Source organism: Coraliomargarita sinensis, from assembly GCF_003185655.1.
In the GTDB taxonomy this organism is placed as follows: Bacteria; Verrucomicrobiota; Verrucomicrobiia; order Opitutales; family Coraliomargaritaceae; genus Coraliomargarita_B; species Coraliomargarita_B sinensis.
In genome coordinates, this window is the sequence record NZ_QHJQ01000004.1 from 72,593 (window position 1) to 90,060 (window position 17,468).

The following is a 17,468-nucleotide window of genomic DNA, read 5'->3' on the forward strand; positions in this document are numbered from 1 at the left end:
AACTCTTTCCGATTTATGACTACCTTTCTTGCGGTTACTGAAACACAAGGTGCGCTCTGGAGCATCTGCTTCGCCGTCGGTGCCGGATGCCTGCTGACGGTTCTTTCCCGGCGCTTGCACCTCCCCACCATTGTGCTGTTGCTCCTGGGCGGTTTTGCCATGGGGCCGGAGGGTCTCCACCTGATCGAGCCGGATGCACTCGGTGCCTATCTACCCATGATCGTCTCGATGGCGGTCGGCCTAATTCTTTTTGAAGGGGGGCTGACTCTCGATCTGAAGGAGTTTACCCACACCTCCGCCGTGATCAAACGGCTTCTTACCGTCGGGGTTCTCATCACCTGGTTTGGTGCCGCACTGACCGCCTGGCTGGTGTTCGACACCTCCCCCTCCTATGCACTCCTGATGGGGAGCTGTGTGATCGTGACCGGCCCCACCGTAATCGTGCCACTACTGCGCCGGGTGCGCGTACACCAAAAGCTCAGCAGCATTCTCCACTGGGAAGGTGTCCTGATCGACTCGATCGGTGTCTTTATCGCGATTCTCTGTTTCGAGTGGGTGGTCGAAGGCGGCGGCACCGTTGCCCTGCCTAATTTTATCATCCGTGTGGTCAGCGGGGTTGGTATCGGCATGGCCGGGGGGTATGCCATTTACTGGATGATGAAGCGCGGCTGGGTGCCGGATAACATCGTCAACGCCTTCAGTGTGGCCAGCGCAATGCTGATCTTTGGCGCAACTGAGATCATCAAGCCGGAAGCCGGCCTTCTATCGGTCACCATTGCCGGCCTGATCGTGGGCCTGAAGAAGCCGCGCCAGTTGCGGGAAATTAAAGCTTTCAAGGCTGAAATCGTCGACCTCTTGATCGGGATGCTTTTCATCCTGCTGGTCGCGCGACTTGAGCTCCAGCAGTTCAAAGACTTCTTCCTCATGGGCGGTGGCTGGATTTTATTCTCTGTCATTTTGCTCATTCGCCCGGCCAGTGTGATTGTCTCATCCTGGGGCACGCCGCTGAATGCCAGGGAAAAGGCGCTTCTCAGTTGGGTCGCCCCCCGCGGCGTGGTCGCGGCCTCGATGGCCTCGCTGTTCGCCCTCTCCCTCGGAAAGCAGGAAGAACCGGTCGGCGATCCGGCCTTACTGGAGTCTTTTGTTTATTCGGTAATCTGCGCGACGGTTTTGATTCAGGGTTTATCCGCCGGAATATTTGCCCGCTTACTTCGACTGCAGCGCCCTGCGCCCAGCGATCTTGTCATCATTGGTGCACACTACTTCGGCCGTGAGCTCGCCCGCAAGCTGGCCCGCGAGGGAGAAGAGGATGAACAAGCCGTCATCCTGCTGGATACGAATTCGCGCAACGTATCACTTGCCCAAAAAGAGGGACTGAACGCGATTCGTGCCGACGGCATGGAAGCGGAAAAACTTTATGAGAATGAGGAGCGCCTCTACGGCACGGGGACCGTTCTCGCACTGACCGACAACGTGGAGCTCAACCAGCTGCTCATGCAGCGTTGGGCCGAGCAACTGGACAACGAACGCGTCTTCGGCTGGGTGCCCAAGGACAGTCCGACTTCCGAGGACCAACTGACCGGACAATCTGTCTTTGCCAACCTCGCCCGGCCGGCCGTCATCAGCACGGAACTAATGCAGGGAGAAAGCAGTCTGGAATCGATTGAATGGGATGAAGAGAAAAACCTGCCGACCGGGGACTGGCATCCGCTCTATCTGCTCCGCGGGAGACAGCTGAAGCCGGTGCCAAGCGATGCCGCGCTGAAAGAGATCGCGAAGGCGGAGGACGAGGTCTTATGCCTGCGCCGCTCCGAGGGCTTCCTTTATCGGGCCCTCAATAGCGGGCAATACCTCGATGTTGAATGCGATTCAGTGCAGGCGCTCTATCGACAACTCGTCGACGTGGCCGTCGAGGATAACCCCAAGCTGACCAAAGAACAGATCCTGGACGATCTGATGGAACAGGGAGGCAACAAACCGGCCTTCTACAAGCGAAGTATCGCCATTCCCCACGTATATTGCGATGAACTCGAATCACGTCTTTGCTACGTAGCCAAATTAAGGCAGCCACTGCATCTTAGTGAAACGCAACAGGACCTGAGTTTCGTCTTCTTCCTACTCAGCCCGTCGGGCGACACCGAAGGTCATCTCACCGCACTCTCCGAAATTGCCCGCTGCTGCCGCGCCGAGCGCAAACGCCAGTTGATTACCGATTCCAAATCCCTCGACGAGGTGATGCTGGCCATCACCGCGTAAAAGGCAAAAGCTCACGCCAGTCGCTAAGGAAAAAGCCCCTCATCCATACCGAGGGTAGATTTTACTACCCGAAGCATTAACAGGCATTCCATGCACAGCAATGAATGGCCGCTTTACGCTCGGGTGGTGATCCGAGTCCCGCCCAACGGGACGACAACCCTTAATTGGGAACCAATTTTACCACCCAAAGCATTGACAGGCATTTCATGCGCAGCAATGAATGGTCGCTTTACGCTCGGGTGGTGAAATTGGCAGACACGCCAGATTTAGGTTCTGGTGCCGCAAGGCGTGAGGGTTCAAGTCCCTCCCCGAGTACTTTTCGCTCCGCTCATATTGGGAGTGACTTTCGCCCTAAGGGTGGTCCGATCTGCTTTGCAGGCGGTCTTGTCGGCCTGCGGCCTCGGAACAAGTCCCTCCCCAAGTATTTTCTTTTGTTCGGTGGTGTTAGGATACTTAATCGCAGCATGAGACCTGTTACTTTTACTCTGCTGCTTACCCTCCTACTCCCGATTGCTCATTTATCGGCTGACAAAAGTGAGCAAAGCTACCGCACATGGACCTCTTTGTCCGGATCGAGCGTCGAAGCCAAACTGGTCAAAAGAACACCGAACAACTCGGTGACTTTAAAAAAGAAAAACGGCGCTGTCCTTCACGTCGACTTTCAACAGCTCAGCCACAGCGACCAAAGCTACCTGAAAAAGCTCTCTGCGTTGGAGGGTCGTCCCGAGCGGATTCTCTTTATCGGCAACAGCTACACGGGGCAGATTAAAGGCAAGGTCACACAGATGGTGGCCGCGTCAGTTTACAAGGACTGCGAGTTGAGCTTCGTCCATCCCGGTGGTCGAACCCTGAAGCAACATCTGGAAAACGAGAAGACCATGCAGCGCATTCGCGAGGGCGGTTGGGACGTCGTCGTCCTTCAGGACCAAAGCCAGACTCCGGCGATCTTCCCGGAGAAGTTCATGGATGCCGCCCGTGAAATCGACCGCATTATCGACCGCTCCGGCGCCGAAACGGTGTTCTATGAAACCTGGGGGCGTCGTGACGGCGACAAGATGAACTTCGAGCGCTTCCCCACTTATGAGAAAATGCAGGATGCCCTCTCGCACTCCTATGCGAAAGCAGCACGCCAATATGATGCGAAAATTGCACCGGTGGGTCAGGCTTGGGCAGTCCTGCGCAAAACCAGTCCGGAACTGGGGACGCAACTCTATCGTGGTGATGGCAGCCACCCTTCCGCTGTTGGTGCCTATCTTGCCGCCTGTGTGTTTTACGCGACCCTGTTCGACGCCGAATTTTCGGAAGTCCAATTTGATAGCGGCCTTTCCGATGACCAAATTAAAGCCATCCATGCAGCCGTGTTCGAAGTGATCGAATAGATTAACTTCGCGGCACCAGCCAAAGCGCCTGATAGGGCTTGATGGTGTAACCTTTGCTGTTCGGCTTCAGCTCCCGTGCACGCAGGATGTCGTAAAAGACCTCAGCCTCGGTAAACTTCGGATCCGGGCAAAGCTGCTTCAGTTGCTTCGTCTTGCCGGTCAGGTTGAAGATACAGAAGACGGCCTCCTCGCCATCCAGCGAAGTGCGGCGGTGCACGAAGAGGTCCAGATTCACATCGAAGACTTCCTGCGGCGCGTCGGGGTGAAAAGCCGGGTGCTCCGTGCGGCGCCGCAGCATGCGCAGGTAGCGATTGAAGACGAGCTTACCGACACCATCTTTTAAATGCTCCTTCAGTTCCGGCAGTTGCCACTTGCGGCGGTTGATCGTCCGGTTTTGGCCGCTTGCTTCGACTCCCTCGGTATAATTCTCCGTGCCGGTCAGACTGTGGAAGTAAATTCCGGGAATGCCGCGCATGGAGAGGGCGAGCGCCTGCGAGCAGAGGAAGCGTGCGGCACCCAGCTTGGTGTCCCCGGGTATTGAGAGTGCAGAATAGTAAGTGATATTGAGCTCATAGGGTTGTTTCGAACCGTCTGGCATGGCGCGCCAGCTTACCCGCCCTCCCGCTTCTTCCACGTGCTTGATCAGAGCGTCGCGTTCGTCGTTGGGGAGGAGACCTTCTACCGGACGAACGCCCACTCCGTCATGACTGGCGGTAAAGTTAAAGTAGGTGCAGCCTTCCGGGGGCGGTTCGAGTTCCATGGCCCACTTCGTCAGATAGGAACCATTACCCGTCGTGAAGGCGTGGAGCAGAAGAGGCGGCAGACTGAACTGATACACCATGTGGGCCTCGTCCCCCTGGCCGAAGTAACTTACGTTTTCCGCGTGCGGGACGTTGGTCTCGGTCAAAATAATGGCTTTCGGTGCGACGATCTCACAAACATCGCGGAAGAGTTTCACCATCTCATGGGTCTCGGGCAGATGCAGGCAATTGGTGCCCAGTTCCTTCCAGAGGAATGCAACGGCATCCAATCGTGCGATGCGCATCCCTTTCGAGAGATAAAGGAAGAGAATGTCGAGAAACTCAAAGAAGACTTCCGGGTTCTGCCAATTAAGATCGACCTGATCAGGCGAGAAGGTCGTCCAGACGTGCGACTCGCCGTCGCGGGTGCGTGTCTTGGTCAGTAGGGGCGTCGTGCGCGGACGCACCACCTCGCTGAAATCCTTCTTCGGGTTCATGGGCAGGAAGTAGTGACGGGCCGGCTCAATTCCGGCCACGTAATCCTTAAACCAACTGCTTTTGGCCGAACAGTGATTGAGCACAAAATCGAACATCAGATCGAAGTTTTGCCCGAGGGCCACGACATCGCCCCACTCGCCGCAATCCGGGTCGACCTTGCGGTAATCGATCACGGAAAATCCATCGTCCGAGGACCAGGGATAAAACGGCAGCAGATGTATGGTACGAATCGCGCCGGTCAGATGCTTGCGTGCAAACCTATTGAGCGCCTTCAGCGGCACCGCCTCTCCCTCGTGGCAAACCGTATCCGCATAAGTGATGAGGACGCTATCCCGCTCGTCCCACTTATCGACTTCGGGGGCCACATCCACACCGACACCGTAGCGCCCGATCACCATGACAAAGCGCTCAAGTAGCTTCTCCGCCTGGCTACCGTATAGGCGCTCAAAGCGCTTCCGTATGGTTTTCAGCTGTTCTCTGGAAATGGCCTTGATCATTTGGAGCTCTCCTTGGTTCGGGGCGAAGCATTGGGTGCATCGCCAGTGAGCATCGCGATATGATGGCGCAGCACACGTCGAAGCACAGTGTAGCTGTAGTAGCGGCGCGCGACCTTGTAGTTATGATCCACAATCGACTTTCGATGCTCTTTGTCTTCGATCACACGGCGCACCTGGTCGAGCAGGTTTTGCGTAATAAAACCATCCATCTCAATCAGCTTGAACCCCTTTGGTTCGATATCCTGTACATAAATCGAGTAGCGGTTGATCACGACAGGCACCTTGAAGTAAATCGCTTCAAGGAGCGCATTACCAAAGCCCTCATAGGTGCTCGGGTACGTCATCAGGTCGGCATGCTTGTAAATATCCCAGAGCGTGTAGATTTTATTCCCCTGGTGGTCGACCTGGCGGACTTCACCGATACGTGCGGCGAAAAAACGCAGGTCCACGCCCTCTTGTTTCGCCATCTCTTCAAGCTGGTGCTTGTAATCCAAGCCCTCGTCGCCCGCATCGTGGGAAATGACAAGTTTGTAGCGGTCGTCGTTGAGCATACCGACCATCTTGATGGCATGCTCAATCCCCTTCCGCGGCACGATTCGGGTGGGTTGAAGGATGAGAAAATCGTCCTCGCTGATACCAATCTCTTTTCGAATATCCGAAGTATACCGGTCGGCCTGCGGAGGTGGATTGTCAAAGTCGAAGACGTTCGGCATCAGTGTGGAGGTGACGCCCTTACGCAGGGCGAGCTGCTCGAGCGCAGCCTGATTGATCCCGATATGATGCAGGTGCGGCAAACTGGGTGGAAAGGCCATGTCTAGGTAGTCCTTAACTCCGCCAATGGAGAAACGGGTCCGCTCCCAGTAAAAGTCGTGATGGTGCGCGATGGCCGGCATCTGGGTCTCGGCCAGGAACTCGGTCAGGGCGATGCCGAGCGGCACGTGCATGGGAATCGCGAGTACATTCTGTGGAATCAGAATGTCGATATTGTGATAATTAACGAAATCATACAGCGTCTGCTTGAGGTAATCGGCCATCGCATTGATACGCTCCGTCACTTCAGGGTTACGCCGTGGATGTCCCCAGATACGCTCATTAATCCACTCGTTTTCCGGATGCCCGAAATAAGCCTCCGGGACACAATAGCTGCATCCCGGATCGCGGTCGTTGCGCCCGCTATACCAATAGCTCACATGCTTGTCATCCCAAAGGACTTCGGCCCACTTGGCACTTTCGAGAGAAACCCCGTCTGAACCGGCAAAGCGCGTGGAGATAAAACCTATATTCTTCGACATGGAGCTGCTTCCTTACGAGATCGAGTAGTATTTGCATCGCATCGACACTCACAAGCATTATTGGGGCCAGTATGCTTTTGTTTTTAATTAAGAAGCAGGTATCCGGACTTACCGTAGCACAGGCGTCCTGCCTGTGCCGATCCCGGCGCAGGCTTTCGACTACTTCCCCGACTTCCCCCGGGGATGGTAAAGCGCGTGCTCGTCGGCCAGGCGCGAGGACTGCACGGCCGTATAAATCTGTGTCGTGGAAATATCGGAATGCCCCAGCATCTCCTGAATGGCACGCAGGTCCGCCCCGCCCTCAAGCAGATGGGTGGCAAATGAGTGCCGCAGCAAGTGCGGTTTAATGGTTTTCTTGATTCCCGCTTTGCGGGCACAGTCCTTGATCATGACCCAGACCATCTTACGGGAAATCGCCTTCCCCTGCTGGCTCAAAAACAATTCACTCCCGGTATGCGGCTTCACAAACTGCCCACGCCCGCCGGATAGATAATCTCTCACCGCCTTGATCGCGGCCCGACCGATGGGAGCGATTCGTTCTTTGGAGCCCTTACCAAAGACCCGCACGTAGCCTTCATCCAGATTAATGCTTTGCAAAAGCAGCCCGCACAGTTCGGAGACGCGCAGCCCGCTACTGTAGAACAATTCGAGGATAGCACGATCACGCAGTCCGTGCGGGGTCGACATCGCAGGGGCTTCGAGCAAGCGGGTGATCTCGTCCATCGTGAGTACATCGGGCAGCTTGCGTGATAGCTTGGGCGAGCTCGAAAGCTCGGTGAAATCATCCTTACGCAGGTTTTCACTCACGAGATGGCGCGCCAGCATTCGCACAGACGAAAGTTTCCGTGACTGGCTCGTTCTGGCATAGTCTTTTTGACTCAGGTCCGCGGTGAATTTACTCACCAGCTTACTATCCACCGATGTCCAATCCGCAGCGCCGTGCGCCTGCATAAATTGAGCGCATTGCACAAGGTCGCTGGCATAGGCTTGAATCGTATTTGCCGATAAGCCCCGCTCCAGTTCCAACCAGGCGAGAAAACTCTCCACGGGCTCGGCGAAGCTTGGTGGGATGGCATCCAGTGGGTCCGCAGGCATAATGGAGATCTGTTCTAAGTTTGAACAACCGCCTTGCAAGCTCCCAAGCATGTTGGTCGATGCATGTTTAAATTTACATGTAAACTGTATTTGCAAGCTCCCAGCGCAGCCCCAAAGTGGGTGTATAGTATGAGCGTCGACACGACAAGCGATCTAACGATTAAACCCACTGACCTTCGCGGCATTTTGAAGTACGTGCCCATGTTCCGCGGGCAGGTCTTCGTCATCGCCGTCGACGGCAGCCTGGTGGCACATGAGATGTTTCGCAATGTTCTGCTCGATATCGCGGTGCTGCGTTCGCTGAACATTAAGATCGTTCTCGTACACGGCATCGGGCAGCAACTCAGGGAATTGGGTGAATCCCGGAACGTGGAGATCTCGGATGCCTACGGAGAAGGCGCCACCGACGAAATAACCCTGCAACTGGCGACGGAGGCCACGGCGACGGTCAATTTGCAGATCGTGCAGGGCTTGACGAAAAACAAGCTGCGTTGTGCCGCGACCAACGCAGTCCGGAGTAAAGAGATTGGCATACTCAGGGGCAAGGATCAGCAACTCAGCGGCAACGTCGATAAGCTCGATATCAAGTTGATCCATCAATTGCTCGACAACGACACCATCCCCGTCGTTTCACCGATCGCATTCAACCGGGAAGGCAATTCCCTGCGCATCAATTCAGACCTGCTGGCCGCCGAATTGGCCTCGAATCTGGACGCGTCCAAACTGATCTACCTGACCACACATGACGGACTGCAATTGGAGGGCAATCTGGTGACTAATCTTCTGGTGGCCGACCTTGAGGCTCTCCTGAAAGATTCCGCTTCCAGCTCCATCCCCGAACGCCTGCGCAGCAAATCGACTTACGCGATCAAAGCCATCAGGGGCGGGACTCCGCGCGCCCATATTCTCGATGGCCGTATCTTCGGTGTCTTGCTCAATGAGATTTTCGATAAGGTGGGTATCGGCACCATGGTCTACAACAACGACTATGAGTCGATACGCCCGGCCATTCCCGCGGATGCCTATGCCATCTTCAACATCACCCGCAATGCGGTGCAAAGTGATGCGCTGCTGGAACGGACCCAACAGTATGTGGAATCCGAGATCGCGAATTTCTACGTTTACGAAATTGATGGGAGCATCATCGGCTGCATCCATCTACGTAATTACGAGGGTGGCAAAACCGTCGAAATAGGCAGCGTCTATGTTCAGACTTTCTATCAAAAGAAAGGCGTCGGCCGCCGCATGATCGAATACGTCTGCCAGGAAGTGAAACGGAAAGGAACGACCCGCGTTATCGCCCTGACAACTCAAGCGACGAAGTTCTTTACCGCCGTCTGCGATTTCAAGGAAGGCGGCTACAAAGACCTGCCAGCCGAACGTGCGGATGAAGCGCAACGCAACGGTCGAAACTCGAGGGTATTCTATCTGGATTTAAACTGAGCACGTTTGGCCATGGACCTCTACCATACCACCGACGCGGATGGGGTTACCCTGCTCAACCCTGACACTCAATCCATGCGTGACCTTTTGGCCAAACTGGATGAACCGGCTGCCGATGAAGCGGAACACCCCGATGTTTCTCTCGTTCACGATCCCAGTGCCTGGTCCATGTCGGTATTTCCCAGCGGTACGGTTACTTTTGAAAACCTCGACGATGACGACGACGCACCGCTCTACATGAACAACGTGAGTCGCAAGGAAGCCCTGCAGATGTGGCTGGAACTTTCGCGCGGTGAGATTGATCGCCTTCGTGGTCGCAACTGGTCGCGGGAAAAATGTTAATCCCTGCACTTTAACCAGCATACTGAGATGACGAAGTCCTCAACGTAGCTGAAGCGAAAACGAATCTGATCCGCGAGTGCGCGCAGCTCCCCGGGGAATCGCTCTGCCATGTTTCGAACCGTCAATTCCCCGCTGGCAATATCGACCGCCAACTCCAGGTCATGGAAATTCGCGTGGGTCTGCCAGAGGGGAAACTGCGCCTTATAAAAAGCCTCTTTTGCGCAAAATATTAGCGATGCCTTTTTCTGTTCGCCTTGAACGAAGGACTGCTCGCCCGGGTGTACTGTGCGCTCAATCGCCGCTGGACTCAGACGATCAGTCTTTTCCAAATCCAAACCGAGGGCAGAATAGTCCGAACTTTTGGCGGCAATGGCAGCACAATAACCACGCGAGTGTGATATCGCGGCTATCGTACCATCCGGCCAGACAGGCACACCATCGGCATTCGGCAGGATTGGTCCTCGGGGAAAGCCGAGCGCCTCGAGTGCCGCCCGCACACATTCACGACCTCCAATGAACTCGCACTTCCGGTATTCGCCCGCCGTTTTCAAACAGTCGGCTTCCCGTTCATAATCAAAATCAACCGATTCGGGAATTGGACCGGTGGAAAACTCGACACCGCGAGGGATTAACCCCGCCAGGGCTGAACTCAACAAATGCCTGTAATCCGGTGTGCTCATTCAAACTATCCTACAAGAACATCCCGAACTTGTTCCCGTCTGCAAGAAATCTTGCCTGCATTGACAAGGAGCATAGTTGTGACGCTATGCGTGTCTGTATCTTACTTGCCCTGTTTGGCAGCATAATCGTTTCACTGCATGCCGCGAAACAAGAAGTCAAGGATTGGGAAACGCTCCGGGGCTGCCAACTGGTGTTATCTGACCAGAACGACGGGGACAGTTTTCTGATTCACCATAAGGACGAACAACATGTCTTTAGGATCTACTGGGCCGACGCCCCTGAAACCTCGGGCCGTTCAACGGAGGTCGTCCGTGACCAGAGCCGGTATTTTGCCGTACCGGTCGAAGAAGTGACTGATGCCGGCCAACTGGCCAGTCGATATTCAAGGCGATTTCTCCGCGGCGAGTTTACAGTCCACACCCGTTGGCAAGACGCACGCTCCGGTCGTGAGCAGAGCTATTTCGCGATCCTTGAAAAGGACGGAGAATATCTATCGCAGTACCTTGTGGCGGAGGGTCTGGCACGAATCCACGGCATGCCGACAGAAGGCAACTGGCCGGAAGGCCCGACTGCCCGCGCTTATCTCGGGCGTTTGAAAAACCTGGAGCGTCAGGCACAACGTGAAAAAGACGGCATCTGGGGTCTCGCTTCCGACTCCATGCAAATGTCGGGCCTGGAGGCTTTGTTGACAGCGAGCGAAACTTCCGGCGACGACGCGCTCCTGTTAGGGCGTAAGCAAATCCCGGAAAAGGCTAAGGTCGAGAGAATCAATATCAACACGGCTTCGCTGGAAGAACTCGAAACCTTGCCCGGCATCGGGCCGGCACTGGGCCAGCGGATCATTCGGGCCCGCCCGATTCAAACCGTCGATGCCCTCGTCGAAATCTCCGGCATTAGCATCAACACCTTGTCGGGCTTCAGGCATATGATCGTTACCGAAGATCCGCCGCCCCCGGAGAAAACCGTGGCATTCTACAAGGCAGATCTGGAGCGCTATCTTGACGAGGAAGTTGTCGTGGTCGTCGACAGGGTCGGCTCGCTCGACGTAACAAGTCCTCAGGGGTTTCGTGCCGTCAGGATGCACACGGCCTACAGGGGTGAGTCTGGCGGAGCCATCACTGCCTTCATTCCGGATGAATTCTACGAGTCCTTCACGAAATTTTATGCCGAACCCGGAAAAGAGTTCACAGGTCTGCTCTACCGGCAGAATGATGACGTGGTTCTGGTCTATCGTCGCGATTAGAAAACCAGATGAACAGTTGACGGGTATACACAGATCGCGAAACTCGTTGATCCTGACTTATGAGCATCTGTGACTTCAATCACTACCTCATCCGACCCGGCCAAAACATGAAACTGGCTGAAGTGTCGTCCGATCCATGGGATGACCTCCCGTCAAAAAAAAGCGAGGCCAAGGAGGAACTCTCCCGCTTGCAGGAGAGACTATCGGACCTGCAGCAACGCTTCTTCGTCGACCGCCGCAAGAAAATGCTGCTCGTCCTTCAGGGCATGGACACCAGTGGAAAAAACGGGACGATCCGCCATGTTTTCCGCGGGGTGAACCCGCAGGGCGTACACGTTGCCAGTTTTGAACGCCCCTCTTCGCGCGAACTCGCACACGACTACCTCTGGAGAGTCCACAAGCGCGCGCCATCGGAAGGGGAAATTATTATTTTCGACCGCAGCCACTACGAGGACGTGCTTGCCGTGCGGGTAAACAACCTGAAACCCGAAACCGTCTGGAAAAAACGCTACCGCCATATTCGCGATTTCGAACAGCTCCTCTACGATGAAGAGACGGTGATTTTGAAATTCTTTCTCCACATCGACCGCGATACCCAGAAAAAGCGCTTACAGGAGCGCCTCGATGTACCGGCCAAAAACTGGAAATTTGATCAGTCTGATCTGGTCGCACGAAGCAAGTGGGACGCCTATGTTCAGGCCTATGAAGATGTCTTCGCCGAGACTGCCTGTGAACACGCTCCCTGGTATGTGATCCCCGCAAATAAAAAATGGGCCCGTAACCTGCTGGTAGCCAGAATCGTCGTGGCCTGCCTGGAAGATATGCACCTCAGCTATCCCCAGGTCGATTACGACCCGGCTAAAATTGTCATCAAATGACACATACCAGATTTCTTAATGGCGACTGACCTTCAATCCATCCTCGACAGCATACACCCGCACCGCAAGGAGCTGCACTCGATCCGCGAGTTACTCCTGGCCAATGCCATGATGATTGGTGAGATTCCTGCCCCGACGGGTGAAGAGGCCGATCGGATTACCTTTCTGGCCAATCGCTACACGGAGGACGGACTACAAAATATCTCCATCGATGAAGCCGGCAATGGAATGGCCGTGCTTCCCGGCAAACGGGGTGAAAACAACATTCTCGTCTGTGCGCATGCCGATACGGTATTCAGTCCCAACGTGGACCATGCCATGTCGGTTACCGCCGACAAAATCTTCGGCCCGGGCATCGGGGACAACAGCCTGGGACTTGCCGCCATTGTCACCTTGCCGGAAATCCTCAAACGCTTGAAGATCAGCTTTGACGACAATCTCATCCTTCTCGGCTGCTCACGGAGCCTGGGCCGGGGGGACCTCGGTGGTATCCGTTTCTTTCTGGAAAACAACAAGCTGCCCATCCGCGCCGGCATCAGCGTCGAGGGGATACAGCTCGGGCGGTTAAGCTACAGCGCGATCGGCATGCTTCGCGGGGAGATCTCCGTGCACATGCCCTCCGCTTATGACTGGGCGAAATTCGGCGCGACCGGATCCGTCGCCACACTGACAAAGGTTGTCCAGCGTATCATGGAGATCCCCATCCCCATGCAACCGCCAACGCAAATCATCTTCGGCTCCATTAACGGGGGCACCTCATTCGGCACCCGCCCGAGCAGCGCAAAACTGCGCTTCGAGATCCGCAGTGAGAAAGCCGGGATGGTGGCCGAGTTGAAAGAAAAGATCATCGATATCGTCGAAGAAACCGCCAACACCTCGAATGCGGAAATAAAGTTTTCCTCCGTCGCCGAACGCCAGACCGGCGGGCTTGATTATGGGCACCCCATGGTGAAAGCCATGCGCAAAATTCTTGAGACACTTGAAGTCAAACCACGAATCGAACCCAGCGTCGGCGAACTCAGCCAACTTATCGACCGGGGCGTCCCCAGTGTGACGCTCGGTCTCACCCGGGGCGAAAACAAGAACGAGTTGGATGAATCGATTGATATTCCACCCATATTTGGCGGGATCGCACAGATGATTGCGCTTCTCGAATCCATCGACGGAGGACTTTGCGATGAGCAGTAAAATTGATCAATGGCTGGAAACGAACACGTTTCACCACGGCGAGTTCTGGGACATCCTGAAGCTGGTTCAGGAGAAGGAAAAGAAGGGGCTGAAGATCTCCCTCTGCATCCCTACCCTGAACGAAGAAAAAACCATCGGTAAGGAGATCGTCATCCTCAAGTCCGAACTGATGGAGCGCTACCCCTTGATCGATGAGTTTGCTGTCATCGATTCCGGATCCGAGGATAAGACGCTGGAGGTGGCGGCCTCGTTTGGAGCGGACACGTACTTGGCCGCGGATATCCTGCCCGAAGTCGGGGACAAGCGCGGCAAGGGCGAAAACCTCTGGAAGGCGATCTATCAACTCGACGGTGATATCATCATCTACGTCGACGCGGACATTAAGAATATTCATCCGCGCTTTGTCACCGGTATTGTCGCGCCCTTGATCAACAACGACACGATCAAATACTGCAAAGCTTTCTATGATCGCCCCATGGCCTACTCGAGCGGAATCCGTTCCAGCGGCGGCGGCCGGGTGACTGAAATCCTCATCCGACCCCTCTTCTCCCTCTTTTTCCCTGAACTGACATCATTGATCCAACCCCTTTCCGGCGAGTTTGCCGTCCGGCGCGAGGTGTTGGAGCGTATCCCCTTCCCCATCGGCTATGGCGTCGAAACCGCACATATTCTCGACGTCTATCGCGAATGGGGTCTCGAAGCTTTCGGCCAGTGTGACCTCGACCAACGGATCCATCGCAATCAAAGCACCAACGCCCTCGGCAAGATGTCGTTCGGGATTCTGCAGACCTTTATCAATCGCCTGAAAAGTTACGGCATGGTCGACAAGCTCCCGGAAATGGCGACGATTTACCGCCAGTTTCAAGCCGAGGGAAATCGCTACGAGCAACTGACCCGTGAGATCGTGGAATACGAGCGCCCCCCGATGGTGACCATTCCCGCCTACCGGGAAAAATACGGCATCAAGGAGTAGTCACGCTACTCGGAGGCTCCTGTGCGATCATTTCAACCTGTACAGGCACAAAGGCCAGTGCGCGTGTTTCTCATCGCAAACGTGGGAACAGTCCCCCGTGTTGACATCGGGTCGTAAGAGAATTCCAAAATTCAGTGTTGGATGTTCAACGTCGGACGTTCAAATCTATCGCCTACCTTCCACCTTCATCACCTTCCGACCTTCCTACCTTCTACCTTCTACCTTCCCACCTCCTACCTTCCCACCTTCCCAAGATCCCTTCCGTGCTTCCCTGGTTCCAGAACGATCAATTCCCGCTCTACCTCGCTCCGATGGCGCGGTTCACGGACATCGTGTTTCGCGATTTTTGCAAGCGACAGGGCGCGGATGTCATGGTCACCGAATTCGTCCAGGCGGATGCCCTCAACCGGGAGGACCCGAAACTTTGGGAGACCGTCGATTTTACGGAGGAGCAACGTCCCATGGGCGTGCAGATTTTCGGATCGAATCCCGAGACCATGGGGCAAGCCGCACGGCTTCTGACCGACCGCCTGCGACCCGATTTCATCGATATCAACTTCGGCTGCCCGGCGGATCGTGTCGTGTGCATGGATGCCGGCTCCTCCATGCTCCGAAATCCCGGCAAGCTCGGTGCCGTCGTTGCCGGTGTGGTCAAAGCGGTACCGGAAACCCCCGTCACCGCCAAGATTCGTACCGGCTGGGATGATGACACCATCGTCGCCAAAGAAGTCGGGCATATTGTCGAGAGTGAAGGCGCCCGCGCTCTTGCGATCCACGGCCGCACCAAGGTGCAGGGCTACCGGGGCGACGCCAACTGGCCCGTCATTGCGGAGGTAGCGGAAGCGCTCAGCATCCCGGTCATTGGGAACGGCAATATATCCAGCGCAGAGGACGTCATCCGCATCCGGGAGACCACACGATGCGCGGGGCTTATGATCGGCCGGGCCGCTCTGGGCTATCCCTGGATTTTCCGCGATATCAAACACACGCTCAAGCACGGCACCGTCCCCGAGTCACCCACCATTGAAGAACGCTGGGCCACGATTATCGACTATACCCGCCAGATCATGGCCCGCCCTTTCCGCGAACAACGTCACACCGACCTGCGCTGGATGCGGCCCAAGCTCATCGCGTTGACCAAAGGTATTTACGGCTCCCGCCGGATCCGTGGCGCCCTCACACAAGTCGTGCAGATCGAAGACCTCGAGCGCGTCGCCCAAGAGCATATTGAACAGTTTGCGAACGTCGAAAATTGAACGGACAATTGCCACAATTCTATGTTCGACCTTCCATATCCGATCCTCAGCGTTCGTCACCGACCATGAAACGCATCCTTTTTCTCTGTATGGGTAACATTTGCCGCTCGCCGGCGGCACACTGTGTCTTCCAGCACATGGTGGACGAAGCCGGGCTCAGCGAAGAATTCGAAATTGAATCAGCCGGCACGATCGGTTTTCACGCCGGCAATCCGCCCGACAGGCGTATGCAAGAGGTAATGCGCACGAGAGGCATTCCCGTCATCGGCCGTTCCAAACAACTCGATAGCTTCGACATGGAACATTACGACCTCATCCTCGCCATGGATAAGGACAATTTCGAAGGGGCCACCGTGCTCGCCCGGGGTGACGCGCAGCGCGCCAAAGTTAAACTTTTCTGCGACTACTGCAGCGAACACTCCGAGACCGAAGTGCCCGACCCCTACTACGGTGGTGAAAACGGCTTTGAACATGTGATGGACCTGATTGAGGACGGCTGCCGCGGACTGCTGGAAAACCTAATCCGAAGTAAATAATTATACGTTCGCATGTCGCCGTTCGATCGGGCTAGTTTTTAACGTATACGCATTCGCATGGCTGAACCACTACCGACAGACCCGACACAAGTATCGCCCAACCCGAACGCCGTTGAAGGGAGCGGCGAGCCCGCTCTTCCGGACATCGAAGCAGAGCCGCTGTCTTTGGACCGCGCCGTCGAACTACTCAGCGACAAAATGGTGAACTGGTCTGATTCGGCGATCGCACTCCTGCCCAACCTGGTCGTTGCGGTGGTTATTTTCATTCTCTTCTACGCAATCGGTTCGGTTGCCGGACGGGCGGCGATGAAGGCATTCAACCGCACATTCGATTCCAATGCAGTCGCCAGTCTGCTGGCCGCTCTGGTCAAAACATTGATCGTCGCGATCGGGCTTTTTATCGCCCTTGACCTCGTCGGCCTGCAAAAAGCGGTTGTTTCGCTTCTGGCCGGTGCAGGCATCCTCGGGCTGGCTATCGGTTTCGCCTTCCAGGATCTGGCTGAAAACTTACTCGCGGGCCTGCTTTTGAGTATCCGCAAACCCTGCGTCCCCGGAGACCTCATTTCCTCCAACGGGCACCTGGGCTTCGTACAGCAGCTCAACCTGAGAAATACGATCATTCGCAACTTTTCCGGACAGGTAATCTACATCCCGAACAAAGAGGTCTTCAAATCCGTCTTGGAGAACTATTCAAAATCGGGCGAGCGGCGTATCGATATTGCGGTCGGCGTCTCCTACGGCGAGGACCTCGACCAGGTCACGGAAACGTTGAAAAGTGCTGTCTCCGGCCTCGACTTCCTGAGAGAAGATACCGAGGCGAGCGTGTATGCCCTCGAATATGGCGACAGCTCCATCAATTTTACGGTCCGCTACTGGATCGACTACCCGGACGGCAAAGTCGGGTATTTTGATGCCATCGACGCAGGTGTCAAAGCGATCAAGCGTGCTTTCGACGAAGCCGACATCCTGATCCCATTCCCGATCCGAACCTTGGACTTCGACGCCAAAGGCGGTATCAAGCTGGCCGAATCCCTGCAAACAGTCATGGACCACAAGGCAAAGGAAAGCAAAGGACAGAAAGCGGGCGACCAGGCCTGACTTGTCCCAAGCCTTTGAAAAACAGGCTGCTATAAGCATTGACTTCCCCCTTGCTAGTCCACCTTATCCCGCG

Annotated in this window: 15 protein-coding genes and 1 tRNA gene; 12 read left to right on the forward strand and 4 right to left on the reverse strand. The window is 55.5% G+C overall.

Annotated features, from left to right (window positions below; translation table 11 throughout):
- Positions 1-15 precede the first annotated feature (15 nt).
- The 3 genes from DDZ13_RS06965 to DDZ13_RS06975 all read left to right on the forward strand — a co-directional run bounded on the left by DDZ13_RS06965 (position 16) and on the right by DDZ13_RS06975 (position 3,635).
- Positions 16-2,256, forward strand: coding sequence for a cation:proton antiporter domain-containing protein (locus DDZ13_RS06965; RefSeq protein ID WP_110130724.1), 2,241 nt, complete (start codon positions 16-18; stop codon positions 2,254-2,256).
- Positions 2,257-2,489: 233 nt separating this feature from the next.
- Positions 2,490-2,571: transfer RNA gene (locus DDZ13_RS06970), tRNA-Leu, on the forward strand.
- Between the two features lie 149 nt (positions 2,572-2,720).
- The gene (locus DDZ13_RS06975; protein WP_110130725.1) at positions 2,721-3,635 is read left to right on the forward strand and encodes an SHD1 domain-containing protein; all 915 of its coding nucleotides are present in this window, start codon (positions 2,721-2,723) and stop codon (positions 3,633-3,635) included.
- A gap of 1 nt (position 3,636) precedes the next feature.
- Here DDZ13_RS06975 and DDZ13_RS06980 read toward each other — a convergent pair whose 3' ends face one another.
- The 3 genes from DDZ13_RS06980 to xerD form a co-directional block, all read right to left on the reverse strand.
- Positions 3,637-5,370, reverse strand: coding sequence for a sugar phosphorylase (locus tag DDZ13_RS06980; RefSeq protein ID WP_110130726.1), 1,734 nt, complete (start codon positions 5,368-5,370; stop codon positions 3,637-3,639).
- Entirely contained in the window at positions 5,367-6,662 is a 1,296-nt protein-coding gene (locus tag DDZ13_RS06985; RefSeq protein ID WP_110130727.1) for a glycosyltransferase family 4 protein, read from the reverse strand. Before DDZ13_RS06985 ends, DDZ13_RS06980 begins: the two co-directional genes overlap by 4 nt.
- A gap of 159 nt (positions 6,663-6,821) precedes the next feature.
- Positions 6,822-7,757: a site-specific tyrosine recombinase XerD gene (gene xerD / locus DDZ13_RS06990; RefSeq protein WP_110130920.1), complete on the reverse strand. Its 936-nt coding sequence runs from the start codon at positions 7,755-7,757 to the stop codon at positions 6,822-6,824.
- Between the two features lie 129 nt (positions 7,758-7,886).
- Here xerD and argA point away from each other — a divergent pair, with 129 nt between their 5' ends.
- Positions 7,887-9,200, forward strand: a complete 1,314-nt coding sequence (argA, locus tag DDZ13_RS06995) for an amino-acid N-acetyltransferase (protein WP_110130728.1) — start codon at positions 7,887-7,889, stop codon at positions 9,198-9,200.
- 12 nt (positions 9,201-9,212) lie between these two features.
- Positions 9,213-9,542, forward strand: a complete 330-nt coding sequence (locus tag DDZ13_RS07000; RefSeq protein WP_110130729.1) for a hypothetical protein — start codon at positions 9,213-9,215, stop codon at positions 9,540-9,542.
- On the opposite strand, the gene DDZ13_RS07005 is transcribed toward DDZ13_RS07000, so the two are convergent.
- Positions 9,539-10,222 carry a 4'-phosphopantetheinyl transferase family protein gene (locus tag DDZ13_RS07005; RefSeq protein WP_110130730.1) on the reverse strand — a complete coding sequence of 228 codons (684 nt, stop codon included), beginning with the start codon at positions 10,220-10,222 and terminating at the stop codon, positions 9,539-9,541. The two genes, DDZ13_RS07000 and DDZ13_RS07005, sit on opposite strands and share 4 nt — an antisense overlap.
- 86 nt (positions 10,223-10,308) lie before the next feature.
- Here DDZ13_RS07005 and DDZ13_RS15625 point away from each other — a divergent pair, with 86 nt between their 5' ends.
- From DDZ13_RS15625 to DDZ13_RS07040, 7 genes are all read left to right on the forward strand, one after another.
- Positions 10,309-11,466 (forward strand): helix-hairpin-helix domain-containing protein, encoded by a 1,158-nt coding sequence (locus DDZ13_RS15625; protein ID WP_199221073.1) that lies wholly within the window; start codon positions 10,309-10,311, stop codon positions 11,464-11,466.
- A gap of 59 nt (positions 11,467-11,525) precedes the next feature.
- Positions 11,526-12,344, forward strand: coding sequence for a PPK2 family polyphosphate kinase (locus DDZ13_RS07015; RefSeq protein WP_110130731.1), 819 nt, complete (start codon positions 11,526-11,528; stop codon positions 12,342-12,344).
- An 18-nt stretch (positions 12,345-12,362) separates the two neighbouring features.
- Positions 12,363-13,532 carry a M20/M25/M40 family metallo-hydrolase gene (locus tag DDZ13_RS07020; RefSeq protein WP_110130732.1) on the forward strand — a complete coding sequence of 390 codons (1,170 nt, stop codon included), beginning with the start codon at positions 12,363-12,365 and terminating at the stop codon, positions 13,530-13,532.
- A complete protein-coding gene (locus tag DDZ13_RS07025; protein WP_110130733.1) occupies positions 13,522-14,505 on the forward strand; it encodes a glucosyl-3-phosphoglycerate synthase in 984 nt (327 codons plus the stop codon). Before DDZ13_RS07020 ends, DDZ13_RS07025 begins: the two co-directional genes overlap by 11 nt.
- 263 nt (positions 14,506-14,768) lie before the next feature.
- A complete protein-coding gene (gene dusB, locus DDZ13_RS07030; RefSeq protein WP_110130734.1) occupies positions 14,769-15,761 on the forward strand; it encodes a tRNA dihydrouridine synthase DusB in 993 nt (330 codons plus the stop codon).
- Between the two features lie 65 nt (positions 15,762-15,826).
- Complete coding sequence (locus tag DDZ13_RS07035; protein ID WP_110130735.1) at positions 15,827-16,297, forward strand: low molecular weight protein-tyrosine-phosphatase; 471 nt, start codon at positions 15,827-15,829, stop codon at positions 16,295-16,297.
- A gap of 57 nt (positions 16,298-16,354) precedes the next feature.
- Positions 16,355-17,395 carry a mechanosensitive ion channel family protein gene (locus DDZ13_RS07040; protein ID WP_110130736.1) on the forward strand — a complete coding sequence of 347 codons (1,041 nt, stop codon included), beginning with the start codon at positions 16,355-16,357 and terminating at the stop codon, positions 17,393-17,395.
- Positions 17,396-17,468: the final 73 nt, after the last annotated feature.